We start from the raw sequence: 25,551 nt of genomic DNA, 5'->3' as shown, positions 1-25,551 counted from the left end.
GTCAGCGCCCCCATGTCCTAAGGCTGCGACTCTCGAGGTTTCAAAAAAGCGGATTGGGGCCGCGCGAAAACACGCAGCCCCGAAAGGTCTTATACAATTAAACCCGGCGACGTTTCGGCGGGCGGCAGCCGTTGTGCGCCATCGGCGTCACGTCGCGGATCGATGTGATGTTGAAACCAGCAGCTGCCAGCGCGCGCAGGGCGCTCTCACGACCCGAACCGGGGCCCTGAACTTCAACTTCCAGCGTCTTCACACCGTGTTCCTGTGCCTTGCGGCCCGCATCCTCGGCAGCCATCTGGGCAGCATAGGGTGTGGATTTCCGCGAGCCTTTGAAACCCATGGTGCCGGCGGACGACCAGGAGATCGCATTGCCCTGCACGTCAGAGATCAGGATTTTGGTGTTGTTGAAGCTCGAATTCACATGCGCAACGCCGGCTGCGATGTTTTTGGAGACCTTGCGTTTTGTGCGTGTCTTATCACGTGCCATTGATCAGCCTCCCTTATTTCTTCTTGCCGGCAATGGCCTTTGCGGGGCCTTTGCGTGTGCGTGCGTTTGTGTGTGTGCGCTGACCGCGGACCGGCAGGTTGCGACGGTGGCGCAGGCCACGGTAGCAGCCGAGGTCCATCAGGCGCTTGACGTTCATCTGCACTTCGCGGCGCAGGTCGCCTTCGACAGTGAAGTTAGCGTCGATGTGCTCGCGAACGGCCAGAACTTCGGCGTCCGAGAGCTCGTTGACCCGGCGGGATGCGTCGATACCAACGGCTTCGCAGATTGCTTTCGCAGAAGCGTTGCCGATACCGGTGATGTAGGTGAGGGCGATTGGAACCCGCTTTGCAGTCGGGATGTTTACGCCGGCAATACGTGCCACGTGTTATATTCCTTTTCGTTGCGGGTCCGTCATTCCAGACCCTTTTTTCACAACGTAAGCCCGAAGCTTTTCATGGCGTCGGGCGTCAGCTGATCAGGTGATCCTGCCATCCGGGTGCGACCCGTAAGACAATTTGATTCTCGTCAGAGATAGCGCGTGTTATGGGGTTTTGGTCCAGTCGTCAACCCGCCTGTAACACCCGACAGCCAGGTGCCGGCAAAGACTTGATCTGCGGAAGCGTTTCTACCTAAGGTAGCGTCACCGTCAGCGTGCCGGAAAACGGGAGCAGTCGCCTGCCGATAAGGACTTTCATACCCAGGGGCAAGACCCCGGAGCAGCCTTTATCACAGGCCAGCGCCGGCCGCAGCCCGGATGGCGCGCCACTGGCAGCGCTGCAGCATAAGGCTGACACCAGCCCTGGTGCGCGGTCACTGTCAGTACTCCAGAAAAGGGCCGATCACGTCACACAGCGCGAAGGCGGGGGCGAGGGCGAACAGGACGCTGCTACGGCGCAGGAGACAGTGATCGTCAGCATGGAGGGCGGTAAGATCGGCAGCATCTACTTCGGTGACGGCCGCATCCGGACCACGCATGGCAGGGGGCCCGAGGACGACCGGGGCAAACAGAGGAACATCCACCGTTTCAACATCGACCGCGAAGCGGCGGCAGAGGATTTCAAGCGCGACCGCAAGGCAAAAAAAACCGCGCGGAAAAAGCTCAACTGGTACATCCGCGACCGGCTGGAGGCCGGCACACCGGACTGGGCCAGAGACGGCGAGGTCACGGACCCGGCGAGCGCCCCCGAAAACGCACCGGGCGGGCGCAAGCTGCTGGAGTATTACGATGTCGACCCGGTGAACGAAGAGGACTCAGGCCGCAGGGTTCACCCCTCGCGCGGGGCGGCGGTGAAGATCACGCGGGACACGTCGGACATTGCCTCAATAAAGGCCGCCGTTGCACTGGTGGACGAAGACGCAACGGCTTCCGCTAACAACAGAACCTTTTTCCGCAAACTGCTGGATGACCGCGCCGCCATGCGCGCGGAAATCCGCATGCCTGAGGAAGTAGATGCCGAAACCGCAGAAAAGGCGCTGAAACAGCTGAAGAGAAGCGCGGGAATTGTCAGAAAAGCACTCATCTGGGATCTTCGAGGTGAATCAGACGAGGAATTCGACAGGCTGACCACATACATTCAGACCGCGGCGGAATCCGGGCGTGAGGCGATGCGCACATTGCAGCAGGCAGCAGACAACGCCCGTGATGTCAGTTACCGGGCCGGTTCGCCACCTGAGGTAAAGCTGGAAATCCGCGCACGCAATGCCGCGATTGCTGCGGGCAAGGCGGAGGAAGAAGGAAAGACGTCCCATTCCACGCTTCTCAAAGACTTCGCTAAATTCTGGAGCCGTTGGGTCAGCTAGTAAGCGGTGCAGACCAGTCAGGCGTCGAGAACCGCCTTGATTTCGCTCTGTACCGCGTCAATAGCTCCCAGCCCGTCCACACGGCTCAGCATACCCTTGGCATAATAATACCCGATCAGTGGCGATGTCTGTTTGTAATATTCCATCAGACGGGTCTTGAGGCTCTCCTCATTGTCGTCTGCGCGGCGTTTAAAGTCGGAACCGCCGCAGTTCGTGCACTTGCCATCCGCCGGGATGGGTTTGGTGTTATCATTGTAGACCTCACCGCACATGCCGCAGGTCGAGCGTGCAACGATCCGCGCAACCAGCGCTTCGTCGTCCACGCGCATCTCGACGACTTTGTCGAGGGTCTGGCCTTCGCCTTCAAGCAGTTCACCCAGCGCGTCAGCCTGTGCCAGTGTGCGCGGGAAGCCATCAAAAATAAAACCATTTGCCTTAACGGTCTCAAGCTTCTCACGGATCAGGCCAATGACGATCTCGTCGGTCACAAGCGCGCCACGGGCCATCACATCGGCCACGACCTCGCCCATTTCCGTCCCGCTGTCCTTCGCCTCACGCAGCATGTCACCGGTACTCAGCTGCACCATGCCGCGTTCTTCTACCAGATGACGGGCCTGTGTCCCTTTGCCGGCGCCGGGCGGTCCGAGGAGAATAATATTCATCGGCGTACAGGGCTCCGTTTCTTGCGGCCTTTGCCACCGGCGGATTTGCCACGCAGCTGAGATTTCTCAAGCAGACCTTCGTATTGATGTGCCAGCAGATGGCTCTGAACCTGCTGAATGGTATCCATCGTGACCGACACAACAATCAGAACCGACGTGCCGCCGAAGTAGAACGGTATAGCGAACTGACCGCGCAGAATTTCCGGCAGCAGGCACACAGCGGCCAGATAACCAGCGCCCAGCACCAGAATGCGGTTCACGACGTACTCCAGATACTCGGAAGTTTTCTTGCCCGGCCGGATGCCCGGAATGAACCCGTTCTGGTTCTTGAGATTGTCCGCCACATCGTCCGGTTTGAACGACACATTGAACGTGTAGAAATACGTAAAGAACACGATCATCAGCACGAAGAACGTCAGATAGAGCGGTTGCCCGGGTCCAAAGTTCGCCAGCAGCCAGGACATCACCGGATTGGTGGAGTTGCCGGAAAAGGTGCTGATCGTCACCGGCAGCAGCAGCAGCGAAGACGCAAAGATCGCCGGGATAACGCCCGCCGGGTTCACTTTGACCGGCAGGTGACTGGATCCACCATCATAGACCTTCATGCCGACCTGGCGACGCGGGTACTGGATGTGAATTTTTCTGAGCGCCCGCTCCATAAAGACCACAAACATGATCGTCGCAACGACCATCACTAGCACGCCGATGATCACGGCAGGGCTGATCGCACCGGAGCGGCCCGATGCAAAGAACTGTGCAATTGCCGCAGGGATTTCCGCGATAATGCCAACAAAGATGATCAGAGAAATACCGTTGCCGATACCGCGCGCGGTGATCTGCTCGCCCAGCCACATCAGGAACATGGTGCCGCCAACCAGAGTGATCACGCAGGATGCGCGGAAGAACATGCCCGGATCTGTGACGATATCGCCGGCTTCAAGGCTGACCGCGAGACCATAAGCCTGAACTGTTGCCAGCGCCACAGTACCGAAACGGGTGTACTGGTTGATCTTCTTGCGCCCCTGCTCGCCTTCTTTCTTGAGCTGCTCGAGCTTCGGCACCATGGCCGTCAGAAGCTGCACGATGATCGAGGCCGAGATATACGGCATAATACCGAGGGCAAAGATACCCATGCGCCCCAGCGCACCACCGGTAAACATCGAGACCATGCCACCGATACCCTGGCCCGCCTGCTCCATAAATTCACGCAGGGCAACACCGTCGATACCCGGTACCGGGATAAAGGTACCAAGCCTGTAAACAATAAGAAGTCCGAGCGTGAAAAGGATACGGTTGCGAAGGTCCGTGGCCTTACCAAGTGCTGACCAGCTGGTATTGGCGGCCATGTTTTCGACGGCAGAAACCATTAAGGGCTCTCTTTCGTAACAGATACGCCGCCCGGGCCGTTTTCCGGCGGGCGGCGTCATGGAAAACTCTCGAGACTATGTAAGCGGCGTTGTCGCCGCCCACAAGTCCGATCTGGGGGCTTATGCCTCTGACGTTTCCGCGACCGGCGCCGCGACTGTCAGCGAGCCACCTGCCTTTTCGACAGCGGCTACAGCGGATTTCGATGCGCCAGTGACCTCAAGCGTCAGTTTTGCAGTTACTTCACCCTTGGCCAGCACCCGGACACCGTCCAGCTTGCGACGTACAAGCCCGGATTCGACGAGAACGTCCTCAGTGATCGCTTTCTTCGCATCGATTTTCTTGGCATCGACAAATTTCTGGATCAGACCAAGGTTCACAACTGCGAAAGATTTGCGGTTCGGCTTGTTAAAGCCACGCTTGGGCAGACGCTGATAGAGCGGCATCTGGCCGCCCTCGTAGCCATTGATGGCTACACCCGAGCGTGATTTCTGACCTTTGATACCCCGGCCACCCATTTTACCGGTGCCGGAACCCGGGCCACGGCCAACGCGCTTGCGTTTTTTGGTGGCGCCGTCGTTGTCGCGCAGTTCGTTGAGTTTCATTGTCGCTTCTCCTCTTGCCGGATGCGACCCCCAGCGACGGGAGTGGCCGACCACGGCGTTTCATGATTCTGTGACCAACAGTACGGGTCACTGCGCGCGTATAGAGGATGGGTGTGGCCTGATCAAGCCCCGGCGGCGGGCTTCTTCTGACTTGCTTTGCGGAGCCCGGCAAATCCTGCAAGCGCACTCATCAGCAACACGACACCTGCTGGCAGCGGGACTTCACTGACCTCCCAGGTTCCGGTGCGTGATGTGTGCGCAGAGGCGGATTCTGCACCAACGGCAAATGCGCTGCGGGCAAAACGGAAACTGCTGAGTTCGGGCTGGGGTGCAAGCCCGTATTCCCTGCGGTATTCTGCAAAACTGCCGATGCTGTTTCCAAACCTTATCAGTTCGTAGTCAGGCCCGGTGCCTGTGTAGGCAGAGAAATCCCATTCAGATACCAGTCCGTCGATATTCGTCCTGAAATACCCGTCCAGATGGCGCGCGCCGAAGGTGTTGACTCCGTCATGTGCCGCAACCCTGCCCCGCTGCAGCTCGACGATACGTGCACCTGACGCGGCGGCCTGTCCGGTAAAGATCGGGATCGCTGAGCCCACGAAATAGTATGTGTCTGCGGTCAGGTGATCATCAAGATCCACCCACAGTTTCATGGCGTCGTCTTCAGAATAGCCTCCCCGCAGCGTATAGAACGGATCCTGAGACGGACCCGAGACTGAGTATCGCGCCTCTTCGTAGTTCGCGCCCCAGTATGTGAGCGTAACCGCGCCCGGCGCTGAAGCAATGGTGGCTGCCAGAAGTAGAACCGTTAAGAAAAACCCACGCATCTGAAACCTCGTTAATAAAATATTAACTAAATCTAGCGGGTGTGCAGTTCAGGTCAAGATTTGGCGAAAATCATCGTAAACATGGCCACCGCACCTGTCTGTGCGGCTCGACAGCTGTTTCAGAAATGCTTTGCTTTGCAGCAGTTTATCGACCCAGCACCAACCGGCTGGTCGCAGGTGACCTGAGGGCCGCTCTGTGGATCAGTACCGGCAGCGCCAGCCCGGCCATAACGCCTAAGGCGAATCTCAGCTCGGTATCCGCTATTCCGATCCCGTTGCACAGCATGCGCGAGCCGGATGTTCCGAAGATATGATAGAGGTAAACGGTAAAGGCATAAGGCGACAGCCTTTCCAGCACATGCCACCGCGGCAGCCACAGTATTGCGAGCAAACAGGCAGAAAACCCAAATCCGAGGCTCTGCAGATCACGCCGGTACAACGAGAAAGCCCCGGTGTCATAATACACCTTTGCATTCCACAAAACACATGCGGCACAGATCAGAACCAGCAGTACTTTGAAAGGCACGGCGTCCTTCGCCAGTTGCGCTGCATGACGTACCGCGAAAACCCCGAGCAGAAAGAACGGAAGAAGATACATTGCGCTGTCAACAGAGAAAAACTGCGTTCCGAAGTGAAAGTTTGACAGGTAAATCACAAGGGACAGCAGCAAAACAAAACCTGTGTAGCGCCGGTTGAGCAATGCATCCCAAAGTCCGAAAACAACGAATATGACCAGTATCGCCTGCAGGAACCAGAAATGCGCATATGAATGCAGAATAACGTACCAGATATCAGTCCACGCCATGGAAAACCGGTTGCCCAGCAGGTTCGCACTGACGGCAAAAGCTGTAATTGCCACAGCGCCCGGCAGGTACAGACGACGCAGCTTCCCTGTTACAAATCCAGCGTAGTGTTCCAGTGACACGGGCCGCAGCGCATAAATGTACCCTGCGATAAATGCAAAAAACGGCATGCGCAGATCAACGAAAAAGTCTGCGTAAAGTCGCAGCGGATGCGGGTACGAAATATCCAGACCTGTTCCGGGCGACATACCGACCACATGGTAGCTGACCAGCATTACCACTGCGATAGCACGCATCGTTTCTATCGGAACGTGATCAGAGAAAACGTCGGGCGACACGCCCGAAGATGCAACCATGCGTCACCCACTGCCCCAAACCACACCCGGAACCGACTGTAAAATAAGTCAGGCGAGGAAACTAGTCAAACACGCAAAAACCCCCGGAAAAACCGGGGGTTTCAGTTAGTTACACATTGTTCGGCAAAGGACCGCTCAGCCCTTTTCCTCGATTATCTCGACCATATGCGGGATCGAGTTGATCATGCCACGCACAGAAGGTGTGTCTTCCAGTTCGCGGGTTTTGTGCATTTTGTTCAGGCCCAGGCCGATCAGCGTCGCGCGCTGTTTCGCGGGGCGGCGGATCGGCGAGCCGATCTGCTTGATCACAATAGTCTTGGCCATGCTCACGCCTCCTCAGCCACTTGCGCGGATGTGTCTACGGCATCCTCACGCTTTGGCAGAATGTCAGACACCTTCTTGCCGCGACGCTGTGCGACCGAACGGGGGCTGGATTCTTTTTTCAGGCCGTCGATGGTTGCACGGATCATGTTGTACGGGTTCTGAGAGCCGATGGATTTGGACACAACGTCCTTGACGCCCAGCATCTCAAACACGGCACGCATCGGACCACCGGCGATGATCCCGGTACCTTCCGGTGCTGTCCGCATGACCACTTTACCGGCGCCGTGACGGCCTTCCATATCGTGGTGCAGCGTGCGGCCTTCGCGCAGCTGAACACGGATCATCTGGCGTTTGGCCTGCTCGGTTGCCTTGCGGATTGCCTCAGGCACCTCTTTGGCTTTCCCTTTGCCAAAGCCGACGCGGCCCTTCTGGTCGCCGACGACGACGAGGGCTGCAAAGCCAAAGCGCTTACCACCTTTGACGGTTTTGGAAACGCGGTTGATCGCGACCAGGCGGTCTGCGAATTCCGGTGCCTCATCGCGATCGCGACGGCCCCTCTGATTGTTGTCTCTGGCCATGCAGGCCTCCTTTGGTACGCGGGCACAAAGGCCCATGGTCTCAATCCTGGTGAGCAAGACGCTCCCGGATCATCGGGAGGGCCGCAAAGCCCTCCACAGGTCTCTTATATCTTCAGACCACCTTCACGCGCGGCGTCGGCAACTGCCTTGACCTTCCCGTGAAAGAGGAAACCGCCACGGTCGAAATAGGCTTCTTCAACACCGGCCTTTTTGGCGCGCTCGGCAATGGCCGTGCCCACTTTGGTGGCTGCTTCGATGTTGTTCTTGCCCACAACACCCAGTTCTTTCTCGAGCGTCGATGCGGAGGCGAGTGTTGTGCCTGCCACGTCGTCGATGAGCTGAACGGAGATGTTCTTGTTCGAGCGGTGAACCGAAAGGCGAACGCGACCTGCGTTGACCTTGCGGAGTTTGTTCCGGACGCGAAGACGGCGCTTGAGGAACAGGTCTCTTTTGCTGTTTGCCATTTCTGCGGTCCTTACTTCTTCTTGCCTTCTTTGCGGAAGATGAACTCGCCCTTGTAGCGGATGCCTTTGCCCTTGTAGGGCTCGGGCTTACGCCATGCGCGGATGTTCGCGGCAACCTGACCAACAAGCTGTTCGTCGATGCCTTCCACCACAATCTCGGTTTGCTTCGGCGCTGTAACAGTCACGCCCTCAGGCGCGGTGTAGTCAACGTCATGTGACAGGCCGAGGTTCAGCTTCAGGGTGTTGCCCTGCATCTGAGCCCGGTAACCAACACCCTGGATCTCCAGCTCCTTTTTGAAGCCTTCGGTCACGCCGGTCACACAGTTCTGAACCTGCGTACGGGACATGCCCCACTGCTGACGGGCGCGCTTGGATTTGCCGCGCGGCGTCACGGTGATGACATTGTCCTCAACCTTCAGATCCACGTCATCCGTTGCACGGAAAGACCGTGTACCTTTTGGGCCTTTGACTTCGACCGTCTGGCCGCTCACTGAAGCGGAAACACCGCTTGGCAGTTCGACCGGTTTCTTACCAATACGAGACATCGTGATCTCCTTAGAATACGGTGCAGAGCACTTCGCCGCCAACATTGGCGCTGCGTGCAGCCTGGTCCGACATCACACCCTTGGGGGTGGAGACAATCGACACGCCGAGGCCCTGACGGACAACGGGGATGTCATTGACGCCCATGTAAACACGGCGACCGGGTTTGGAGACCCGCTTCAGCTCGCGAATGACAGGTTCGCCCTCGTAATACTTGAGGCTGATCTCGATGGCCGGATGGCCGTCAGCACCAGTGGTTTTCTCATAGCCGCGGATGTAGCCTTCGTCTGCGAGCACATCCAGAACCCATGCACGCAGCTTGGAGGCCGGTGTCATAACGGTGGATTTGCCGCGCAACTGAGAGTTACGGATACGGGTGAGCATATCTGCGATAGGATCGTTCATGATTGCTCCTCCTTACCAGCTCGACTTGACCATGCCGGGGATCTGGCCCTGCGAGCCAAGATCACGCAGCGCGATCCGCGAAATTTTCAGTTTACGATAGTAAGCGTGCGGGCGGCCTGTCAGCTGGCAGCGGTTGTGCAGACGCACAGCGCTGGAGTTGCGGGGCAGTTTCGCCAGCTTGAGAGAAGCGCGGAAACGCTCTTCCATCGGCTTGCTTTCGTCGTTTACGATCTCTTTGAGAGCAGCGCGTTTGGCGGCGTATTTCGCAACCAGACGTTCGCGCTTTTTCTCACGTGCGATCATAGATTTCTTAGCCATATCTATATCCTTCCCGCGCTTACGAGTTGAAGGGCATGTTGAAAGCTTTCAACAGCGCCTTTGCTTCAGCGTCGGATTTCGCCGTGGTGGCGATTACGATGTCCATTCCCCAGTTCTCATCGATCTTGTCGAAGTTGATTTCCGGGAACACGAGGTGCTCTTTGAGACCCATGGCGTAGTTGCCGCGGCCGTCAAAGGATTTGCCCGAAACGCCGCGGAAGTCGCGGATACGGGGCATAGCAATCGTGATCAGACGATCGAGGAATTCGTACATGCGGTCGCCGCGCAGGGTCACCTTGGCACCCAGCGGCATGTCCTCACGCACCCGGAAGCCCGCAATGGACTTCTTGGCGGTTGTGGTCAGTGCCTTCTGGCCGGCAATCAGCGTCAGATCCTCAACGGCTGATTTGGCTTTCTTGCTGTCGCGGACCGCTTCCGCACCACATCCGATGTTCAGAACGATTTTGTCCAGACGCGGGATCTGCATGTCGTTCTTATAGCCAAACTCTTCTTTGAGAGCGGCGCGGATGTTGTCTTTGTACGCAACCTTCAGGCGGGGCGTGTAGTTTGCAGAATCAAGCATCGATCACGTCCCCTGTGGTCTTGGCGAAACGCACCTTCCTGTCGCCTTCCATGCGGAAGCCGACGCGGGTTGCCTTGCCGTTCTTGTCGACAATGGCCAGGTTGCTCAGGTCCAGCGGCATCGCCTTGGGCAGACGGCCGCCCTGAGATGTCTGGGACTGGCGGGTGGCGCGGATGGAGATGTTCACCCCGTCCACGATGGCCTTGCCGGATTTTGGGTCAACAGACGTAATGTTACCTGTCTTTCCCTTGTCTTTGCCGGCCAGCACGATGACCTTGTCACCTTTGCGAAGTTTAGCAGCCATGATTACAGCACCTCCGGAGCGAGCGAGATGATTTTCATGAAGTTTTTCGCACGCAGCTCACGCACAACCGGGCCAAAGATACGTGTACCGATGGGCTCGTTGTTGTTGTTGAGGATAACAGCAGCATTGCGATCAAAACGGATCGCTGTGCCATCTTCGCGGCGGACTTCCTTGGCGGTGCGAACGACAACGGCCTTGCGGACGTCGCCTTTTTTCACACGACCGCGGGGGATGGCTTCCTTGACCGACACGACAATGATGTCGCCGACGGATGCGTATTTACGCTTGGAACCACCCAGGACCTTGATGCACTGAACACGGCGCGCGCCGCTGTTGTCAGCAACATCCAGGTTGGTCTGCATCTGGATCATTTGGTTTCTCCCGACCTTTGGGGGGCCGATGCGTGGCCGTGTCCCCAGGGTTTCGATTCAGTTGAGAAGAACTCAGGCCTCAGCGGCTTCAAGTACTTCCCAGCGTTTGGTCTTGGACTTCGGTGCACATTCGATGATGCGGACGCTGTCGCCCACTTTGAATGTGTTGTTCTCATCGTGAGCCCGGTACTTCTTGGACTTACGGATGGTCTTTTTCAGAACCGGATGCGTAAAGCGGCGCTCTACGGAAACGGTAACTGTTTGTGCGTTCGCGTCGGAGGTCACGACGCCGGACAGAATACGCTTGGGCATGTGTGCTCTCCTTATTCAGACGCGGCAGCGGCTGCTGCTTTCTGGTTCAGTACAGTTTTGACGCGGGCCGCATTGCGACGTGCGACACGCAGTTGTGCCGGATTTTCCAGCTGGCCGGTGGCCTGCTGGAAGCGCAGGTTGAACTGCTCTTTCTTCAGATTGGCCAGCTCTTCACGCAGCTGGTCGGGCGTTTTGTCGTGCAATTCCTTGGCGTTCATCGCCTTTTTCCTTTCAACATCACGGGCAGGCCGCATTAATGCGTCACCCTGATTCCCGTGGAGTCCATGATGAAGGGGCCGTATAGGAGGGTTGCGCAGCCTTGGCAACCCCTTATTCCATTGGGAAATCGTCTCCGATGACGGCACGCACAAACCCGGACAGCTTTGCCGCTGCAAGATCGTGTTTCAATCGCCATTTCTGGCGTGCTGCAGCTGTCTTCGTAGGCAGCGGAAAAAGATTCACCTTGTAATCCGGGGCAAAAACAACCATGTGGGGCATGCGACGTTGTCTCTATCGGCCACACTGCTCCTTTCGGCTCAGTCTTTTCGATCTTGCACTGACTTAGCCGACATGCCGCATTTCGCGGGCATCAGAAAAGGAAAATGAAAATGGCCACTGGCACAGTCAAATGGTTTAATACTTCAAAAGGCTTTGGATTTATCGCCCCCGACGGCGGCAGCAAAGACGTGTTCGTACACATCTCTGCCGTCGAACGCGCGGGCCTGACCGGCCTTGCAGATGATCAGAAGGTCACCTTCGATATCGAAGCCGGCCGCGATGGTCGCGAAAGCGCTGCAAACATCGCTCTGGCGTAAGGGTCTGACCCTGTAACAGGGACAGTCAGTAAATAATGAACGGGCGTATCGGCGACGACACGCCCGTTTTTTTATGCGCATATCAGAGAACGGAGCGGCGCCCATGGCCAAAGTGACAAAAGACACTTTCTTCAGCACATCCAAGCCGGTTGCGGAGACCAACCTGGACAAGACGACCCGTATTGTTCGGGAAATAACCGAAAGCGAAGCCGAAAAACGACAAACGAAAATGGCACGCCTGCGGGCCGCACGTCTCGAACGGGATGCAAAGCTTTCCACCCGGTGAAACAACGCATCAGCGACAGGGTACTATAAAGGCCCCACCGCCCCGGGCCCGTGCTTCGACGGGTGATAACCAATGGTGCGCGGCGCATCCGGACACTGAAAACTCTGCAACCGGCGTCAGTTATCAGAGGGCCCGGACAGCCTCCTGCACATCAGCGGCAGGAGAAGCACAGCTCTGTAGAACACAAATGACTGATAAAGGTGCCGTTCCGGGGGCATTCCTGTTTCGGTCCGGCAACTGCGGTTGTTGTCTGGTTTTTGACTGCCGAACATCTGCCCTGCTGGCAACCGGGACGCCGTGTCATCGCAAAAGTGCTGTTAACCCGGCGACGCGTTCAACAGGATTTCGCGCCCACGCTCAGAATATGCTATGAGACCTTATGACAGGGCCCGCGAAGAAGAAAACGGTGACGCCACCGCGCAAGGTGGATCTGCGCTGTTTCGCAATTGTCCTTATGCCGGTTCTCATCTTTGCGACCCACAAAATTATCGGCACGCATCTGATGCCCCGTGATCTGAACGTGCCTGCCGGAATCCTTGTTCAGGGTCAGGACTGGCTTGAGGCAGCGGGCCGCTATCGATTTCTGGCAGCCACCTGGCTGTTTGGGGCACTATCTGTACTGGCCGCCGCAATGCTGTTTGTGACACTTTCGCGCCCAGTCGCTCTCACAACACGGATCGCCGCACTCCTGGCTTTTTTCTTTGTGCTAACGCTGTCGGCTCTGCCGTCACTGCGCAGTTTCGGTGATGTGAGTGGTGGTCAGGTCTATGACCGTCTTGGCAAGGCGGTTTTTGACGACGTGCTGTCCCGCGGAACACTGAGGGGCTGCACCGGTCCTGCTGACACATGGCTGCTGGGAACCTGCGGGGAAGCTCCTGTCATTACGATGTTCGCCAGTGTTGTTGATCTGGTGAACATTTTCGCGGGGCTTGCTCTGGGTGCCATCATTGTGGGCATGATCCTGTGTCTGAACAGCCGCGACTGCAAAGACATTGAAGAAGAGGCCGCCCTGCTCGCCGAAAATCTGCGCCATATGCGTCAGCAGCTCTATCTGTCCGGGCTGGTTCTGTCTTTTGGTATGCTTTATGCGGCGAGCTGGATTTACTGGCCACTGCCGCTGGTCACCGATGCGGAACGGTCGGCCTACAGCGCGGTTCTGCTGTCGGCGGCTCTGTATACCGGCACCTATTTCAGTCTCCTGATGCTCAGCTTTTACCTGCCGGTTGCCTTTATCCTGGACAACCGGGTGAAAAATCTGGCGAACAGGGCTGGCAACGCTGATATGGCCGGCGAGCCACCTGACACACAGTCATGGCGGTCCGAACGCGGCCTGAAAGAAGGGGTCGCAGATTATCTGCGCGCCGGTTTTGCGCTTACCTCACCCATACTCGCGGCATTTGCAGGAGGCATATCGCCTCTCGCACTCTGAAGACAGTGCGCCGTCTTTACCCCGTTCAGGCTGCAGCAGGTTGGTCTCGCTCACCAGAACGCCAGAACCCTCTGCGACCCCACCGGCGTGCAACGGGAGCCCGCGTCGCAGACCGGGAGTAATTTCAGAAAAGGCTTAAGAGCCAGGCGGCGGCCCGACCTCTAAGGATGCTTTTCTGGCCAGTCCGGCGCCTGCCAGGCAAAACTCCCGGCCTCTCTGCCACCGGCATCAGCCATCACTACATGAAAACCGGGCTTGCCTGACACAACCGACAACCGTTCCATCGGCGCGGTAAACGGCCTGAGTTTTGACGGTTCCGGTACGCGCAGTTCGCAATGCAGCAGGTGTGCGAACCGTGGCATCTGCCGGTTTCCGGTCAGGCCATCGGTTCGTGCCACCGGAGGCTGGCCGCCCGGCGTTCTGAACATAAATGGCAACGCTTCGTCCCGGCTGGCGATGGCCACGGGGATCGTAACACCCTCTGGCAGAAACGGCGCGGCATAAGCCTCACAGGCAAATGGCGCGTCGCCCCGCCACGATATACCGAGCGGGGATCCATGCCCCTGGCTTCGACGCTCCAGCCCGATGTTTCTGCTTTCATCAGTCGCGTCTGAACCATCTGCCCAGAGTAATTCAAAAAATACATCATCCAGACAGGCACAGAGGTTTCGGGTTCCCTGTCCCGGGTGCCTGCGCGCATAGTTCACCCTCAGACCGGCATCTTCCATCATCTGATGCGCGATCTGTTCGTCCGGAACAAACATGAAAAGGTGATCTAGCTGCATATCAGAACCTGCCTGTCACTGCCGGACAGAGGGGGCCGCCTGCCCCGTCCAGTCCTTAAGACCAAGCCGCGCGTTGCACTTGCCTCGCGGCGATGCATGTCAGACGACACAGCGACGCCCGGTCTGTTCACGGGTGCGACGGAACGGTGGCCGTATTCCTTCGTTCTCGTAGGCACGGGGTCTGTCTGGCAATTCTACCAGCTGTACCGAAAGAGCTCCACTGCGCCTGCGGCGGAAGAAGTACCGCATAGAGGCCCGGAACAGCAGCTTACCGGCGGAATCTTCGTGTGCCCACGAGACCCAGACGGAAAAATGCTGCCTGCCATACATGCTTTTTGCAATTATTTCCGGCGACACCCGGCGCGTGCCCAGCTGATAGTTTGCTTCGCAATGGCCTTTCAGCGTTTCAATCAGAGACGCAGTGTCATTCCAGACAATAATGTCGTCTTCCAGATAGACCGCCCCGGGCGCGTCGAACCCCCCCGCGATTGTTTCAAAGTCGCCTTCGGCATATGCCGCAGCCATTGAGCTGAAGAAATCTTCCGGTCTTGCATGGTGCATAACGGACTCCGGGGCCTGGACCAGACGCCAGGCAGATCAGAACAAACTTTCAGGTATTTTTTTGACCGTGAGGTCAATTCATTTTATGTCGCTGCCTTGCACCCGCAGGTCACGCGAAAGTTGAAAAAATACGACACATAAATATGCGCGAACGACACGTTTGAGTTGTTACGCCACGTAACGGCACAACCACATCTGAGGATGCCTTTTGCCTCGGCGCCTGTTAGGGCTGTTTCATCCTGCCTCAAAACGATATCCAGACCGTATGCCCGAGATTAACTCCCTTTTCGTCACCCGCCTGTACCGCGCTCTTTTGTCGGAACAGGGCAAGCCTGTCGACCACAGTGAGCTTGAAGCGTCCTGCTGGTCTGTTGCCGAAGACGATGAAGCCGGCCAGAACTGGTGCGAGGAGAACGGCTATCCCGGCTATACCAGCTACGCCTCACTGAGCGACCTGCCCTACCGCTTCCCGATATTCAAAGAGCTGGTCAAAGTGCTGGATAAACACGTTGCCACTTTTGCAAAGGATGTTGAATTCGATCTGGACGGCCGGGACTTGGTTCTGGAGGATATCTGGATCAACATTCTGCCCCCCGGTGGCATTCACACGTCACATATCCATCCGCATTCCGTCATCAGTGGCACGACCTATGTCGCGGTACCGGACGGTGCCAGCGCTATCAGGTTCGAGGATCCCAGGCATGCAATGATGATGGCCGCCCCACCCCGTATCAAGGACGCCCGACCCGAATTGCGTGCATTCAGCTATGTGGCGCCGGCAGCTGGTGAAGTACTGCTGTGGGAAAGCTGGCTGCGCCATGAAGTGCCCCTGAACATGGCCGAAGAAGAACGTATCAGCATCAGCTTCAACTATGCGTGGAGCTGACACCCCTTAGTCAGCGCAGTCCGCGCCCGCAAAAGTATTGTTTCCATATTCACTTCTAGTAAAACTAGAATTCAGGCGGAATTCTTCTGATTTCCGACGCGAAAAATACTACGGACTTGTTTCAAAAGGATTTTTAACACAGGCTGCATGAACGAATTAAGCGAGAACGGCGGCGCTTACTGCCGTCCGGATGAATGCAGCAGAAATTTAAAACAGCAAAACAGATTTCGGAGTATCTCCTCGAACAGACGGGGACTGCGCTGATGTCAGATGATTTTGAGCTGCTCCGGTCCTGTTTTCAGCTGCCGTACGAGCTGGAAACCTTTGAAGGTCGCCGGATCATCAGGGACACTGCGGACCTGAAAGATGTGTATTCCGCCGTCCGTGCGCATTACGCAAGGAACGGCGTCAGTCAGATGTACAGACATTGTGTCGAGGCCCGTTTCAGGGATCAGACCACAGTCGTCGCCACACATGAGACCCGACTGGTGAGCGGCAATGTTATCACCCAGGCACCTTTCGCTGTTTACTCTGAGCTGCGCTTTACCGGCGAAAAGTGGGTGATCGTCAGCAGTTCCTACGCGATTGGTGACAGGGACGATCACAACCAGGCGCTGCTGGGTCGGGATTCGGCCGTTTCCTGAACCCGCTGAATCACGAAAGCCCCGCCGGTAAGGCAGGGCTTTTGTTTTTTAAGGCAAGATTTGGCGGGTTTACCAGTCCTCGCGGACAACAACCCGGGTCTTGATCGGCAGTTTCATCGCGGCCAGACGCAGCGCCTCGCGGGCCACATCGTCATTAACACCGTCGATCTCAAACATGATACGGCCTGGCTTGACCTTGGCAGCCCAGCGATCGACCGAGCCCTTACCTTTACCCATACGAACTTCGATGGGCTTGGCTGTGACAGGTACATCCGGGAAAATCCGGATCCAGACACGGCCCTGGCGTTTCATGTGACGCGTCATCGCGCGGCGGGCCGCCTCGATCTGACGCGCGGTGACCCGCTCAGGCTCAATGGCTTTGAGACCATAGGTGCCGAAGTTCAGGTCAGACCCGCCCTTCGCCAGACCCTTGATTGAGCCCTTGAACTGCTTGCGGAATTTAGTGCGCTTTGGCTGAAGCATTGATCATTCCCCCTTAGCGACGACCACCGGCACCGCGCGGTGCAGGGCCATCCTGGAGTTCCTGTGCTTTACGGTCACGCGCGGACGGATCGTGTTCCATGATCTCACCTTTGAAGATCCATGTCTTGATCCCGATGATGCCATAGGCAGTCGTCGCTTCCACGTGTGCGTAATCGATGTCGGCGCGCAGCGTGTGCAGCGGCACACGGCCTTCACGGTACCATTCGGTACGCGCAATTTCTGCACCACCCAGACGGCCAGCAACGTTTACGCGGATACCAAGAGCACCCATGCGCATTGCGTTCTGAACCGCACGCTTCATGGCGCGGCGGAAAGACACCCGACGCTCCAGCTGCTGTGCAATGCTTTCACCAACGAGGGCCGCGTCCAGCTCGGGCTTGCGCACTTCAACGATGTTGAGATGCAGCTCGCTCTCTGTCATCTTGGCAATCTTCTGGCGCAGACCTTCGATGTCTGCACCTTTCTTGCCAATGATGACACCGGGGCGAGCTGTGTGAATTGTCACGCGGCACTTTTTGTGCGGACGTTCAATGATCACACGGGCCACACCGGCCTGTTTGCATTCTTCTTTGATGAACTCACGGATCGCGAGGTCTTCCAGCAGAAGATCACCGTAATCCTTGGTGTCGGCATACCAGCGGCTGTCCCAGGTGCGGTTCACCTGCAGGCGCATGCCGATCGGATTGACTTTGTTACCCATCAGGCTTGCTCCTCAACTTGACGTACGACGATCGTGATTTCCGAGAACGGCTTGATGATCTTGCCGAAACGGCCACGGGCCCGCGGGCGACCGCGCTTCATCGTCAGATTTTTGCCCACATAGGCTTCTGCAACGATCAGCTCGTCCACGTCGAGATTGTGGTTGTTTTCGCCGTTTGCAATCGCGGACTGAAGGCACTTCTTCACGTCCAGTGCGATCCGCTTTTTGGAGAAAGTCAGGTCCGTGAGGGCCTTGTCTACTTTCTTGCCGCGGATCATTGCAGCGACCAGGTTCAGTTTCTGCGGGCTTGTACGCAGCATGCGCAGTTTTGCACGTGCTTCGTTGTCGGCCACGCGGCGGGGATTTTTATCCTTGCTCATGGCTTACTTCCGCTTCGCTTTTTTGTCTGCGGCGTGACCGTAGTATGTCCGTGTCGGCGAGTATTCACCGAACTTCTGACCGATCATGTCTTCAGACACGTTAACAGGGATGTGCTTGTGACCGTTGTAGACACCGAACGTCAGGCCCACGAACTGGGGCAGGATTGTCGAGCGGCGCGACCAGATCTTGATAACTTCGTTGCGACCGCTTTCGCGGGACGCCTCGGCCTTTTTCAACACATAAGAGTCGACAAAAGGACCTTTCCATACAGAGCGTGCCATCTATCAGCGCCCCTTCTTCTTGGCGTGCCGCGAGCGGATAATTAGCTTGCTGGACGCTTTGTTCTTGTTGCGGGTCTTGGCACCTTTCGTCGGTTTGCCCCAGGGGGTAACCGGGTGACGACCACCAGAGGTCCGGCCTTCACCACCACCGTGCGGGTGGTCGATCGGGTTCATCACGACACCACGCACAGACGGGCGGATGCCCTTGTGACGCATACGGCCCGCTTTACCGTAGTTCTGGTTGGAGTTGTCAGGGTTGGACACGGCTCCGACAGTGGCCATGCATTCCTGACGTACCAGACGCAGTTCGCCAGAACTCAGACGGATCTGAGCGTAACCACCGTCACGGCCCACGAACTGAGCGTAGGTACCGGCGGCACGTGCGATCTGACCACCCTTGCCGGGCTTCATCTCGATGTTGTGTACGATTGTACCGATGGGCATGCCTGCGAAAGGCATAGCGTTACCCGGTTTGATGTCTGCTTTTGCGCTTGAAATCACGCTGTCACCGACGGCCAGACGCTGCGGCGCGAGGATGTACGCCTGCTCGCCGTCTTCGTATTTCACGAGAGCGATGAAAGCTGTCCGGTTAGGGTCATATTCGATGCGCTCGACCGTGGCCGTTACATCCATTTTGTTCCGTTTGAAGTCAACGATCCGGTAGAGGCGTTTTGCCCCGCCGCCTTTGCGGCGCATCGTGATCCGTCCGGTGTTGTTCCGTCCGCCATTCTTGGTCAGACCCTCTGTGAGGGACTTGACCGGGCGGCCTTTCCAGAGCTCCGAACGGTCGATCAGTACCAGCCCACGCTGGCCCGGCGTCGTCGGTTTATACGACTTGAGTGCCATGTTGTCTGTCTTCCGTTTTGCTGTCCGTCGTCGCGATGACGACTATGGTATGAAGGCCCCCGTAGGTGCCCGTTAGGATGCCCTTGCGGGCAACGACGAGGCCCCGGACGAATCCGGGGCCTTACCGATGGGGTCTGATAGGGGAGCTTGGGGATCGGGTCAAGGGCCGTAGCTGGTTAATCGGCAGTTCTGCATGCATTCTGCGCCTGAATGGCCTGGGGCGCCCAAACCCCCGTAAAACAGGGGAATGCCCGCTATGAAAAACCGCCGGTGTCGTATCTGCCAGGCCCAGGGAAACCGGCGCCGGGGCAGCTGGTTCAGCGTCTGACGCCATCACCTGGTAACGCGCATCGGCGCTGAGTTCACGTATTCAGCGGTCCTCGCGGTTGCGGCGCCACCACGGTATCCGCTCCTCGACGACGGGAGCAGGCGCCACTCTGGGCCGCCCTGCGACCCAGATCTCGATCCGCCCCGGCACTATGGCATTCCCGGTAAAATCACGCGCGGGCACACCAAGGTCATCGGCCAGGGAAGCAGCCGCCTCCTGCATCTCCGGACTGTAATACCGCAGATGCGTCGACGACACGCGGAATGTCTCACGACCTATGCCTGCGACCGCGACACCTGATGCCTCTATCTGCGCGATGTAGCCCTGAAGCCGGGACGTCGAAACACCATCCGGTGCATGGACGAAATACGCAGGTACAGTGGGTTGCAGCGGCGAGAATGTATCCGGCACCGCGGCTGGTACGGCAAGAGACCGCATCACCGCCGCGTCTGCCGGCGTCAGATCAACGCTCATATAGGTAATCTGCGTGATTTCGGGCAACGGCGTATCCCGTGCCTTCAGCGGTTCGGGCGGCACGAGTCCTGTCAGCAGAACAGGCGTGACATCGACAGGCAGATCATCAGAGGGCCGCGCGGGCTGCAGCTTCTGGCTGTCCACGAGCAGAACAGCGTCGTCGGGTAAAGGCGCACCGGTCAGGGCAGGCACGGCAGGAAGAGAGGATACAGAAACCTGCAGCGCGGGTGCTTCCGGCGCTGGAGTGGCACTGACCGTTTCGCCTGTCGGAAGCGATGCCGTATCCCGCGTGGTTGGCACCGGTTCCGGGCCGGTCGCAATCGCCTGGAGGGTGTTTGCAGGTACTTCTGCTGACGGCACCGGCGTGGTCTGTATCTGTGCGATACCCGACTGCTGACTGCCCGCGGTTGAGCCCACCCCGATCAGGATTCCGATACCAAGCACCGCCCCCAGGGCAAATCCCAGACTGCCCGCGAACACAAACAGTGCACGGGCAGCGTCTTTTCCGGTGAGCCGCAGACCCAGTTCTGTGTTCGTTTCTGCTGCTGCATCCCCGGGTTCCGCCCCATCGGCTGCTTCGGGTACGGTCGGGGCGGCCTCGGGCGCGCGTGTCTTTGCGACGGTCTGCGCAGTCTTTGCCATGGTACGGGCAGACAGAACTTCTGCACGTCGCGCTCTTGCCTTACTCAGCCGGCTTTCCCAGTTGGTATCTGCAATCGCGTCAGCGGTGCCGTTTGCACCGGACGGGATATCTGAACTGGTTTCTTTCTCCTGCACGTGATCGTCCCTCGGAAAAACCCCACCTCCAGGAATGCTGACTGAAAACCGCTGACAACCGAAACCCACACCATTCCCGTTAGAAGTGCTTAAACTAACACGATAAATCGTGTCGGTGGTGGCGGAATTACTACACTGCAGCCCAAAAGTCTGAACAGTCGGCGAAGTTCTGCCAGGTTCCACCGGACAGCAGAACGCCCCCTGCCAACGGAAAACGCCCCGGCACCTTGCGGCACCGGGGCGTGTCAGACTTTACAGATATCCGGAGGGAGGTCAGAGACCTGTGGATACGTCGATTGTGTTGCCCTCTTCGAGCGTCACATAGGCCTTTTTGACGTCCTTCCGCTTGCCGAGCTGGCCGCGGAACCGTTTCACTTTGCCCTTTGTGATCGTGGTGTTGACAGCTTTGACCTTCACACCAAAGAGCGCCTCGACGGCCTCCTTGATCTGCGGCTTGTTGCTGTCCATCGCCACTTCGAAAACAACGGCGTTGTTCTCGGAGCTCATGGTGGCTTTTTCGGTGATAACCGGCTTGCGGATCACATCGTAGTGTTCTGCCTTGGCACTCATTTCAAGCGAGCCTCCAGTGCTTCGACACCCGCTTTGGTGATCACCAGAGTATCACGCTTGAGGATGTCATATACGTTTGCGCCCATTGTCGGCAGGATATCCAGACCGTCAATGTTGCGTGCGGCCTGGGCGAAACCCTCGTCGACCGAGGCACCGTCGATGACCAGCGCGCGTTTCCAGCCCAGGTTTGCAACCTGTTTGGCCAGAGCGGCTGTTTTGCCTTCTGAGGCTGCCGCGTCGATGATCACGAGCTCACCCGCTTTGGCCTTGGCTGACAGCGCGTGACACAGGCCCAGTTTGCGGAACTTCTTGGTCAGCTCGTGACCGTGGCTGCGCGGTGTCGGGCCCTTGTAGATACCACCCTTGCGGAAGATCGGCGCGTTACGGTCGCCGTGGCGTGCGCCACCGGTGCCTTTCTGGCGGTAGATCTTCTTGGTCGAGTAGCTGGTTTCCGAGCGGGTCTTGACCTTGTGCGTACCAGCCTGCGCGTTGTTACGCTGCCAGCGCACAACACGGTGCAGGATGTCCGCGCGCGGCTCCAGACCGAACAGCGCCTCGTCCAGCTCTACCGAGCCGGCTTTGCCGCCGTCGAGTTTGATGACATCGAGTTTCATGCGTCACCTTCTTTCTTGTCTTCTTCCGCGGCAGGCGCGTCATCCGACTTTTCAGCTTCGATTTCGGCTTCGGCTGCTTTCAGCGCTTCGGCTTCAGCTGCGGCCTGCTCTTCGGCAAGGCGCTTTGCTTCTGCTTCTGCTTCAGCGGCGGCTGCGGCAGCGGCTTCTTCAGCAGCTTTCGCGGCTTCCTCGGCAGCAGATTTGAGCGCGGCGGGCAGGATTGCGTTTTCCGGGAACGGTTTTTTGACCGCATCCTTGACGGTAACCCAGCCACCCTTGGAGCCCGGGACAGCGCCTTTGACCATGATCAGGCCACGGTCGGCATCTGTGCGGACGACCTGAAGGTTCTGCGTGGTAACACGGGCAGCACCCATGTGACCCGCCATTTTCTTGCCTTTGAAAACCTTGCCCGGATCCTGACACTGGCCTGTAGAGCCGTGCGAACGGTGCGAAATGGAAACACCGTGCGTAGCACGCAGACCGCCAAAGTTGTGGCGCTTCATCGCACCGGCGAAACCTTTACCGATAGAGGTACCCGCCACGTCGACGAACTGGCCTTCGAAGTAATGGTTTGCAGTGATCTCTTCGCCCACACCAATCAGGTTCTCTTCGTCCACGCGGAACTCGGCAACCTTGCGCTTTGGTTCCACTTTCGCCGCTGCGAAGTGGCCGCGCATGGCCTGCGACGTCCGCTTGGCCTTGGCCGTACCGGCACCGAGCTGAACGGCAGAGTAGCCGTCTTTCTCAGCGGTCCGCTGTGCCACAACCTGAAGCTTGTCGAGCTGGAGAACGGTCACAGGGATCTGCTTGCCGTCTTCCATGAACAGCCGGGTCATCCCGACTTTTTTTGCAATAACGCCTGAGCGCAACATAACAATTACCCTCCTACGTTTATGACTGCAGCTTGATTTCGACGTCCACACCAGCGGCGAGGTCGAGCTTCATCAGCGCGTCTACGGTCTGGGGAGTCGGATCAACGATATCCAGCAGGCGCTTGTGCGTGCGGATTTCGAACTGGTCACGGGATTTCTTGTCAACGTGCGGGCCACGCAGAACGGTGAACTTCTCGATTTTGTTCGGCAGCGGGATCGGGCCGCGAACGGAAGCACCTGTACGCTTGGCGGTGTTGACGATTTCTTGTGTGGAAGCATCCAGCACGCGGTAGTCAAACGCCTTGAGGCGGATGCGGATGTTTTGGCTTTGAACGGCCATGTGCATCACCCTTTATATCAGGGTCCAGATCGGAGAGGAGGATGGGCGCTCATCGCACACCCTCATCGCGTCTTTTGGTCCAACGGAAAAGGGCGCGGCTGACCGCACCCTTGTTGGATTTGGGTCGTTTAGGGGGAGTCGCGCAGAAAGGCAATGGTGATCATTGATTTTTATGCGGGAATCCGTAGCAATTTCCACAAATCATCCGGTCAGGTCACCTGTACCCAGGTTTTCATGCCCGACGCCTGATGTCCGAGCATATGGCAGTGAAGCAGCCATTTTCCAGGATTGTCAAAAACACAGAGGATGTCGCGGGTTTCCTGGCGCTGCAAGAGCGTCGTGTCGCGCAGATCCCCGGGCGAACCATCGGGGTTTAGCTCAAAGAAATGGTGGCCGTGCAGATGAATACCATGCGGAAAGGCCGTGTCGTTTTTCAGGGTGATCTGGACGGTCTCTCCACGTTCGATTGTCTGCCAGGGGTCATCCATCAGACCGGAGATGCCATTGAAACTCCAGATGTCGTCCCCTCTGTGAACACCACCCATCGCCCCGCCCTGCATCACCAGCGTCACCCTGCGGTCTGGTATGTCAGCAGGTGCAGGCAGATCTGCCGGGGGAAGTGCCGCGACCGGCGTAACAAACGGTGAGTTGTTCTGTCCCGTCACGCTGATCTCTCCCAGCTCGTATGGATCCTGCCGGGTCGGAAAAACAAACTTAACTGTATCGGTGACATCCGCGATGATGTCGGCCCGTTGCGCCGGTGCCAGAAACATCCTTTCGATGTCACGTGGCCGGGACAGAGGCATACCATCAAGGGCAACGATCTTTCCTGAAAGACCGGAGACTTCGAGGGGAAAGATACGCGCAGTTGCCGTATTGATCAGCCGCAGACGCACGCGGTCTCCACGCCGCACCTGCGAAACCGATGTAATCGCGCGCGCATAGGTACCCAGCCGGCCTGCATGTGAAAAATCATGCCGGTCGCCAAAGTTCTCTACGACCTCCCCGGTGCGTTCAATCCGCCAGTCATCAATCACGACCGTGATGTCATGATGAACATCCGGAGGCCTGCGCTCTTCGACAATCAACGGGCCGTAGAGGCCCCGCGCCACCTGTTCCCAGGACCGGTTATGGGAATGGTACCAGTATGTTCCGGCATCGGGCAGCGTGAAGCGGTAGGTGAAGTTTTCACCATCCGCGACCATCGGCTGAGTGAGATAGGGCACTCCGTCCATCACGTTTTCAATCCGGATACCGTGCCAGTGTATCGCCGACCCCTCTCCGATGGCGTTCTCAAAGGTCAGTTCCAGCGTGTCGCCCACGCGCCGGCGGATTTCCGGCCCCGGACTGGATCCGTTATAACCCCAAAGACCTGTGGCACCGTCCCCTGCCGGGAGGATCTGCGCCGTGACCGGGGCCGCGCGCAGCACAAAGGGCGCACTCAGCGCTGTTCCGGGGGCGCCAAGAGCGGCGCAGGTAATGGCCAGTGCCTGGCGGCGGTTCGGCATCATCGTATCGGCATCCTGGTCGGTTCGTCCCTGACAGATGTAAGCACTTCCGGGACATTTCGTACAGCAGAGGTTTGATGCCGCCAGCAGAACGCCCCCCCTGTTTTTCGCGTAGTGGCGGCGGGGATGCACCGGGCATGCAAAAAGGCCGCCCGGTGCCGGGCGGCCTCTGTCTGTCTGAACGGGTCTGCGCCGCATGGGCGCGTGCCGTTATTCAGTTCCCGGACACGCTCTACCCTGCGCGTCCCGCGATCACTCGGTGATCTTGGACACAACGCCCGCGCCAACCGTGCGGCCGCCTTCGCGGATCGCAAAGCGCAGACCGTTTTCCATCGCGATCGGTGCGATCAGCTCAACGCCAAAGGACACGTTGTCGCCCGGCATCACCATCTCGGTACCTTCGCCCAGCTGAACTGTGCCGGTCACATCCGTCGTACGGAAGTAGAACTGCGGACGGTAGTTCGCAAAGAACGGCGTGTGACGGCCACCCTCTTCCTTGGTCAGGATGTAGGCTTCCGCCTCGAACTTGGTGTGCGGGGTCACAGAACCCGGCTTGCAGAGAACCTGGCCACGCTCAACCGCTTCACGGTCGATACCGCGCAGCAGTGCGCCGATGTTGTCGCCCGCTTCACCACGGTCCAGCAGCTTGCGGAACATCTCAACACCTGTGCAGGTCGTCTTCTGCGTGTCCTTGATGCCGACGATCTCGATCTCGTCGCCCACGTTGATCACGCCACGCTCGACACGGCCCGTCACAACAGTACCTCGGCCGGAGATCGAGAACACGTCCTCGACCGGCATCAGGAACGGCTGGTCGATCGCACGCTCAGGTGTCGGGATCCA

The 25,551-nt window shown here is 58.0% G+C and carries 38 protein-coding genes; 6 read left to right on the top strand and 32 right to left on the bottom strand.

The genetic code is table 11. The features are described 5' to 3' along the window. Positions 1-97: 97 nt before the first annotated feature. The gene (gene rpsK / locus Q0792_RS19345; RefSeq protein ID WP_227271748.1) at positions 98-487 is read right to left on the bottom strand and encodes a 30S ribosomal protein S11; all 390 of its coding nucleotides are present in this window, start codon (positions 485-487) and stop codon (positions 98-100) included. A gap of 13 nt (positions 488-500) precedes the next feature. Beyond that, positions 501-869 (bottom strand): 30S ribosomal protein S13, encoded by a 369-nt coding sequence (gene rpsM / locus Q0792_RS19340; RefSeq protein ID WP_298844927.1) that lies wholly within the window; start codon positions 867-869, stop codon positions 501-503. 521 nt (positions 870-1,390) lie between these two features. Between rpsM and Q0792_RS19335 the strand changes: the two genes are divergently transcribed. Further along, positions 1,391-2,287 (top strand): hypothetical protein, encoded by an 897-nt coding sequence (locus Q0792_RS19335; protein ID WP_298844925.1) that lies wholly within the window; start codon positions 1,391-1,393, stop codon positions 2,285-2,287. Positions 2,288-2,304: 17 nt separating this feature from the next. On the opposite strand, the gene Q0792_RS19330 is transcribed toward Q0792_RS19335, so the two are convergent. The 16 genes from Q0792_RS19330 to rpmC all read right to left on the bottom strand — a co-directional run bounded on the left by Q0792_RS19330 (position 2,305) and on the right by rpmC (position 11,325). After that, positions 2,305-2,949: an adenylate kinase gene (locus Q0792_RS19330; protein WP_298844922.1), complete on the bottom strand. Its 645-nt coding sequence runs from the start codon at positions 2,947-2,949 to the stop codon at positions 2,305-2,307. Continuing rightward, on the bottom strand, positions 2,946-4,316 hold the full coding sequence (gene secY, locus Q0792_RS19325; protein WP_298844920.1) for a preprotein translocase subunit SecY: 1,371 nt from the start codon (positions 4,314-4,316) through the stop codon (positions 2,946-2,948). The genes Q0792_RS19330 and secY overlap by 4 nt, the downstream gene beginning before the upstream one ends. Before the next feature lie 120 nt (positions 4,317-4,436). Beyond that, positions 4,437-4,919, bottom strand: coding sequence for a 50S ribosomal protein L15 (rplO, locus tag Q0792_RS19320; protein ID WP_298844918.1), 483 nt, complete (start codon positions 4,917-4,919; stop codon positions 4,437-4,439). Positions 4,920-5,041: 122 nt separating this feature from the next. Next, a complete protein-coding gene (locus tag Q0792_RS19315; protein WP_298844916.1) occupies positions 5,042-5,746 on the bottom strand; it encodes a VPLPA-CTERM sorting domain-containing protein in 705 nt (234 codons plus the stop codon). A 145-nt stretch (positions 5,747-5,891) separates the two neighbouring features. After that, on the bottom strand, positions 5,892-6,905 hold the full coding sequence (locus Q0792_RS19310) for an acyltransferase (protein WP_298844914.1): 1,014 nt from the start codon (positions 6,903-6,905) through the stop codon (positions 5,892-5,894). Positions 6,906-7,040: 135 nt separating this feature from the next. Beyond that, entirely contained in the window at positions 7,041-7,229 is a 189-nt protein-coding gene (gene rpmD / locus Q0792_RS19305) for a 50S ribosomal protein L30 (RefSeq protein WP_298844911.1), read from the bottom strand. Between the two features lie 2 nt (positions 7,230-7,231). Further along, entirely contained in the window at positions 7,232-7,807 is a 576-nt protein-coding gene (gene rpsE / locus Q0792_RS19300) for a 30S ribosomal protein S5 (RefSeq protein ID WP_298844908.1), read from the bottom strand. Between the two features lie 104 nt (positions 7,808-7,911). Next, positions 7,912-8,271 carry a 50S ribosomal protein L18 gene (gene rplR / locus Q0792_RS19295; protein ID WP_298844905.1) on the bottom strand — a complete coding sequence of 120 codons (360 nt, stop codon included), beginning with the start codon at positions 8,269-8,271 and terminating at the stop codon, positions 7,912-7,914. Between the two features lie 11 nt (positions 8,272-8,282). After that, complete coding sequence (rplF, locus tag Q0792_RS19290) at positions 8,283-8,816, bottom strand: 50S ribosomal protein L6 (RefSeq protein WP_298844902.1); 534 nt, start codon at positions 8,814-8,816, stop codon at positions 8,283-8,285. Positions 8,817-8,826: 10 nt separating this feature from the next. Beyond that, complete coding sequence (gene rpsH / locus Q0792_RS19285) at positions 8,827-9,219, bottom strand: 30S ribosomal protein S8 (RefSeq protein ID WP_298844900.1); 393 nt, start codon at positions 9,217-9,219, stop codon at positions 8,827-8,829. Positions 9,220-9,231: 12 nt separating this feature from the next. After that, positions 9,232-9,537, bottom strand: coding sequence for a 30S ribosomal protein S14 (gene rpsN, locus Q0792_RS19280; RefSeq protein WP_298844896.1), 306 nt, complete (start codon positions 9,535-9,537; stop codon positions 9,232-9,234). A gap of 19 nt (positions 9,538-9,556) precedes the next feature. Beyond that, positions 9,557-10,120 carry a 50S ribosomal protein L5 gene (gene rplE, locus Q0792_RS19275; protein WP_298844893.1) on the bottom strand — a complete coding sequence of 188 codons (564 nt, stop codon included), beginning with the start codon at positions 10,118-10,120 and terminating at the stop codon, positions 9,557-9,559. Continuing rightward, positions 10,113-10,424: a 50S ribosomal protein L24 gene (gene rplX / locus Q0792_RS19270; protein WP_298844890.1), complete on the bottom strand. Its 312-nt coding sequence runs from the start codon at positions 10,422-10,424 to the stop codon at positions 10,113-10,115. The genes rplE and rplX overlap by 8 nt, the downstream gene beginning before the upstream one ends. Positions 10,425-10,426: 2 nt before the next feature. Then, on the bottom strand, positions 10,427-10,795 hold the full coding sequence (rplN, locus tag Q0792_RS19265) for a 50S ribosomal protein L14 (RefSeq protein WP_011567679.1): 369 nt from the start codon (positions 10,793-10,795) through the stop codon (positions 10,427-10,429). Positions 10,796-10,867: 72 nt separating this feature from the next. Next, complete coding sequence (gene rpsQ, locus Q0792_RS19260; protein WP_298844851.1) at positions 10,868-11,107, bottom strand: 30S ribosomal protein S17; 240 nt, start codon at positions 11,105-11,107, stop codon at positions 10,868-10,870. Positions 11,108-11,118: 11 nt separating this feature from the next. Continuing rightward, on the bottom strand, positions 11,119-11,325 hold the full coding sequence (gene rpmC, locus Q0792_RS19255) for a 50S ribosomal protein L29 (RefSeq protein ID WP_298844849.1): 207 nt from the start codon (positions 11,323-11,325) through the stop codon (positions 11,119-11,121). Between the two features lie 390 nt (positions 11,326-11,715). On the opposite strand from rpmC, the gene Q0792_RS19250 reads away from it, so the two are divergent. From Q0792_RS19250 to Q0792_RS19240, 3 genes are all read left to right on the top strand, one after another. Next, positions 11,716-11,922, top strand: coding sequence for a cold-shock protein (locus Q0792_RS19250; RefSeq protein ID WP_298844847.1), 207 nt, complete (start codon positions 11,716-11,718; stop codon positions 11,920-11,922). A gap of 103 nt (positions 11,923-12,025) precedes the next feature. After that, positions 12,026-12,208 (top strand): hypothetical protein, encoded by a 183-nt coding sequence (locus Q0792_RS19245; protein ID WP_298844844.1) that lies wholly within the window; start codon positions 12,026-12,028, stop codon positions 12,206-12,208. A 379-nt stretch (positions 12,209-12,587) separates the two neighbouring features. Beyond that, positions 12,588-13,637: a hypothetical protein gene (locus Q0792_RS19240; RefSeq protein ID WP_298844841.1), complete on the top strand. Its 1,050-nt coding sequence runs from the start codon at positions 12,588-12,590 to the stop codon at positions 13,635-13,637. A gap of 161 nt (positions 13,638-13,798) precedes the next feature. On the opposite strand, the gene Q0792_RS19235 is transcribed toward Q0792_RS19240, so the two are convergent. Next, positions 13,799-14,422 (bottom strand): VOC family protein, encoded by a 624-nt coding sequence (locus Q0792_RS19235; RefSeq protein WP_298844839.1) that lies wholly within the window; start codon positions 14,420-14,422, stop codon positions 13,799-13,801. A gap of 99 nt (positions 14,423-14,521) precedes the next feature. Continuing rightward, the gene (locus Q0792_RS19230; protein WP_298844836.1) at positions 14,522-14,983 is read right to left on the bottom strand and encodes a hypothetical protein; all 462 of its coding nucleotides are present in this window, start codon (positions 14,981-14,983) and stop codon (positions 14,522-14,524) included. A 265-nt stretch (positions 14,984-15,248) separates the two neighbouring features. Between Q0792_RS19230 and Q0792_RS19225 the strand changes: the two genes are divergently transcribed. Together Q0792_RS19225 and Q0792_RS19220 are read left to right on the top strand one after the other, a co-directional pair. Next, on the top strand, positions 15,249-15,869 hold the full coding sequence (locus Q0792_RS19225; RefSeq protein WP_298844833.1) for a TIGR02466 family protein: 621 nt from the start codon (positions 15,249-15,251) through the stop codon (positions 15,867-15,869). A 263-nt stretch (positions 15,870-16,132) separates the two neighbouring features. Further along, the gene (locus Q0792_RS19220) at positions 16,133-16,513 is read left to right on the top strand and encodes a hypothetical protein (protein WP_298844831.1); all 381 of its coding nucleotides are present in this window, start codon (positions 16,133-16,135) and stop codon (positions 16,511-16,513) included. Positions 16,514-16,582: 69 nt separating this feature from the next. Here the strand turns inward: Q0792_RS19220 and rplP are convergent, their stop codons facing one another. The 12 genes from rplP to Q0792_RS19160 form a co-directional block, all read right to left on the bottom strand. Next, entirely contained in the window at positions 16,583-16,996 is a 414-nt protein-coding gene (gene rplP, locus Q0792_RS19215) for a 50S ribosomal protein L16 (RefSeq protein WP_298844828.1), read from the bottom strand. A 13-nt stretch (positions 16,997-17,009) separates the two neighbouring features. Continuing rightward, positions 17,010-17,717: a 30S ribosomal protein S3 gene (gene rpsC, locus Q0792_RS19210; RefSeq protein ID WP_298844825.1), complete on the bottom strand. Its 708-nt coding sequence runs from the start codon at positions 17,715-17,717 to the stop codon at positions 17,010-17,012. Continuing rightward, positions 17,717-18,097 carry a 50S ribosomal protein L22 gene (rplV, locus tag Q0792_RS19205; protein WP_298844823.1) on the bottom strand — a complete coding sequence of 127 codons (381 nt, stop codon included), beginning with the start codon at positions 18,095-18,097 and terminating at the stop codon, positions 17,717-17,719. Before rplV ends, rpsC begins: the two co-directional genes overlap by 1 nt. A gap of 3 nt (positions 18,098-18,100) precedes the next feature. After that, positions 18,101-18,379: a 30S ribosomal protein S19 gene (gene rpsS / locus Q0792_RS19200; RefSeq protein WP_071969830.1), complete on the bottom strand. Its 279-nt coding sequence runs from the start codon at positions 18,377-18,379 to the stop codon at positions 18,101-18,103. 3 nt (positions 18,380-18,382) lie between these two features. Then, positions 18,383-19,225: a 50S ribosomal protein L2 gene (rplB, locus tag Q0792_RS19195; protein ID WP_298844814.1), complete on the bottom strand. Its 843-nt coding sequence runs from the start codon at positions 19,223-19,225 to the stop codon at positions 18,383-18,385. Between the two features lie 370 nt (positions 19,226-19,595). Next, on the bottom strand, positions 19,596-20,804 hold the full coding sequence (locus tag Q0792_RS19190) for a hypothetical protein (protein WP_298844813.1): 1,209 nt from the start codon (positions 20,802-20,804) through the stop codon (positions 19,596-19,598). A 273-nt stretch (positions 20,805-21,077) separates the two neighbouring features. Further along, positions 21,078-21,374 (bottom strand): 50S ribosomal protein L23, encoded by a 297-nt coding sequence (locus tag Q0792_RS19185; RefSeq protein WP_298844810.1) that lies wholly within the window; start codon positions 21,372-21,374, stop codon positions 21,078-21,080. Then, positions 21,371-21,988, bottom strand: coding sequence for a 50S ribosomal protein L4 (gene rplD, locus Q0792_RS19180; protein ID WP_298844807.1), 618 nt, complete (start codon positions 21,986-21,988; stop codon positions 21,371-21,373). Before rplD ends, Q0792_RS19185 begins: the two co-directional genes overlap by 4 nt. Beyond that, entirely contained in the window at positions 21,985-22,860 is an 876-nt protein-coding gene (rplC, locus tag Q0792_RS19175) for a 50S ribosomal protein L3 (RefSeq protein WP_298844805.1), read from the bottom strand. Before rplC ends, rplD begins: the two co-directional genes overlap by 4 nt. 19 nt (positions 22,861-22,879) lie before the next feature. Further along, a complete protein-coding gene (gene rpsJ, locus Q0792_RS19170; RefSeq protein WP_195819727.1) occupies positions 22,880-23,200 on the bottom strand; it encodes a 30S ribosomal protein S10 in 321 nt (106 codons plus the stop codon). A 209-nt stretch (positions 23,201-23,409) separates the two neighbouring features. After that, entirely contained in the window at positions 23,410-24,711 is a 1,302-nt protein-coding gene (locus Q0792_RS19165) for a multicopper oxidase family protein (protein ID WP_298844797.1), read from the bottom strand. Between the two features lie 249 nt (positions 24,712-24,960). Next, on the bottom strand, positions 24,961-25,551 hold a 591-nt coding region (locus tag Q0792_RS19160), incomplete at its 5' end, for an EF-Tu/IF-2/RF-3 family GTPase (RefSeq protein WP_298844795.1).

Source organism: uncultured Roseobacter sp. (assembly GCF_947495025.1).
Classification (GTDB): Bacteria; Pseudomonadota; Alphaproteobacteria; order Rhodobacterales; family Rhodobacteraceae; genus Roseobacter.
Note: the sequence above shows the minus strand (reverse complement) of the source record. Positions and strands in the feature narration are given on the sequence as shown.

Coding starts and splice junctions, on each gene's coding strand:
- Q0792_RS19225 (WP_298844833.1), top strand. CDS start 15,249: ATGCCCGAGATTAACTCCCTTTTCGTCACCCGCCTGTACCGCGCTCTT.
- rpsQ (WP_298844851.1), bottom strand. CDS start 11,107: ATGCCCAAGCGTATTCTGTCCGGCGTCGTGACCTCCGACGCGAACGCA.
- rplO (WP_298844918.1), bottom strand. CDS start 4,919: ATGAAACTCAACGAACTGCGCGACAACGACGGCGCCACCAAAAAACGC.
- Q0792_RS19220 (WP_298844831.1), top strand. CDS start 16,133: ATGTCAGATGATTTTGAGCTGCTCCGGTCCTGTTTTCAGCTGCCGTAC.
- rplC (WP_298844805.1), bottom strand. CDS start 22,860: ATGTTGCGCTCAGGCGTTATTGCAAAAAAAGTCGGGATGACCCGGCTG.
- rpsC (WP_298844825.1), bottom strand. CDS start 17,717: ATGGGTAACAAAGTCAATCCGATCGGCATGCGCCTGCAGGTGAACCGC.
- Q0792_RS19240 (WP_298844841.1), top strand. CDS start 12,588: ATGACAGGGCCCGCGAAGAAGAAAACGGTGACGCCACCGCGCAAGGTG.
- rpmC (WP_298844849.1), bottom strand. CDS start 11,325: ATGAACGCCAAGGAATTGCACGACAAAACGCCCGACCAGCTGCGTGAA.
- rplR (WP_298844905.1), bottom strand. CDS start 8,271: ATGGCAAACAGCAAAAGAGACCTGTTCCTCAAGCGCCGTCTTCGCGTC.
- rpsK (WP_227271748.1), bottom strand. CDS start 487: ATGGCACGTGATAAGACACGCACAAAACGCAAGGTCTCCAAAAACATC.
- rpmD (WP_298844911.1), bottom strand. CDS start 7,229: ATGGCCAAGACTATTGTGATCAAGCAGATCGGCTCGCCGATCCGCCGC.
- rpsE (WP_298844908.1), bottom strand. CDS start 7,807: ATGGCCAGAGACAACAATCAGAGGGGCCGTCGCGATCGCGATGAGGCA.
- rplX (WP_298844890.1), bottom strand. CDS start 10,424: ATGGCTGCTAAACTTCGCAAAGGTGACAAGGTCATCGTGCTGGCCGGC.
- Q0792_RS19245 (WP_298844844.1), top strand. CDS start 12,026: ATGGCCAAAGTGACAAAAGACACTTTCTTCAGCACATCCAAGCCGGTT.
- Q0792_RS19185 (WP_298844810.1), bottom strand. CDS start 21,374: ATGAGTGCCAAGGCAGAACACTACGATGTGATCCGCAAGCCGGTTATC.
- Q0792_RS19235 (WP_298844839.1), bottom strand. CDS start 14,422: ATGCAGCTAGATCACCTTTTCATGTTTGTTCCGGACGAACAGATCGCG.
- Q0792_RS19250 (WP_298844847.1), top strand. CDS start 11,716: ATGGCCACTGGCACAGTCAAATGGTTTAATACTTCAAAAGGCTTTGGA.
- Q0792_RS19165 (WP_298844797.1), bottom strand. CDS start 24,711: ATGATGCCGAACCGCCGCCAGGCACTGGCCATTACCTGCGCCGCTCTT.
- rplD (WP_298844807.1), bottom strand. CDS start 21,988: ATGAAACTCGATGTCATCAAACTCGACGGCGGCAAAGCCGGCTCGGTA.
- rplE (WP_298844893.1), bottom strand. CDS start 10,120: ATGCTTGATTCTGCAAACTACACGCCCCGCCTGAAGGTTGCGTACAAA.
- rplB (WP_298844814.1), bottom strand. CDS start 19,225: ATGGCACTCAAGTCGTATAAACCGACGACGCCGGGCCAGCGTGGGCTG.
- rpsN (WP_298844896.1), bottom strand. CDS start 9,537: ATGGCTAAGAAATCTATGATCGCACGTGAGAAAAAGCGCGAACGTCTG.
- rplV (WP_298844823.1), bottom strand. CDS start 18,097: ATGAGCAAGGATAAAAATCCCCGCCGCGTGGCCGACAACGAAGCACGT.
- rplF (WP_298844902.1), bottom strand. CDS start 8,816: ATGTCTCGTATTGGTAAGAAACCGGTCGAACTGCCAAGCGGTGTTTCC.
- Q0792_RS19315 (WP_298844916.1), bottom strand. CDS start 5,746: ATGCGTGGGTTTTTCTTAACGGTTCTACTTCTGGCAGCCACCATTGCT.
- rpsS (WP_071969830.1), bottom strand. CDS start 18,379: ATGGCACGCTCTGTATGGAAAGGTCCTTTTGTCGACTCTTATGTGTTG.
- rplN (WP_011567679.1), bottom strand. CDS start 10,795: ATGATCCAGATGCAGACCAACCTGGATGTTGCTGACAACAGCGGCGCG.
- Q0792_RS19310 (WP_298844914.1), bottom strand. CDS start 6,905: ATGGTTGCATCTTCGGGCGTGTCGCCCGACGTTTTCTCTGATCACGTT.
- rpsH (WP_298844900.1), bottom strand. CDS start 9,219: ATGAACGATCCTATCGCAGATATGCTCACCCGTATCCGTAACTCTCAG.
- Q0792_RS19230 (WP_298844836.1), bottom strand. CDS start 14,983: ATGCACCATGCAAGACCGGAAGATTTCTTCAGCTCAATGGCTGCGGCA.
- secY (WP_298844920.1), bottom strand. CDS start 4,316: ATGGTTTCTGCCGTCGAAAACATGGCCGCCAATACCAGCTGGTCAGCA.
- Q0792_RS19330 (WP_298844922.1), bottom strand. CDS start 2,949: ATGAATATTATTCTCCTCGGACCGCCCGGCGCCGGCAAAGGGACACAG.
- rplP (WP_298844828.1), bottom strand. CDS start 16,996: ATGCTTCAGCCAAAGCGCACTAAATTCCGCAAGCAGTTCAAGGGCTCA.
- rpsJ (WP_195819727.1), bottom strand. CDS start 23,200: ATGGCCGTTCAAAGCCAAAACATCCGCATCCGCCTCAAGGCGTTTGAC.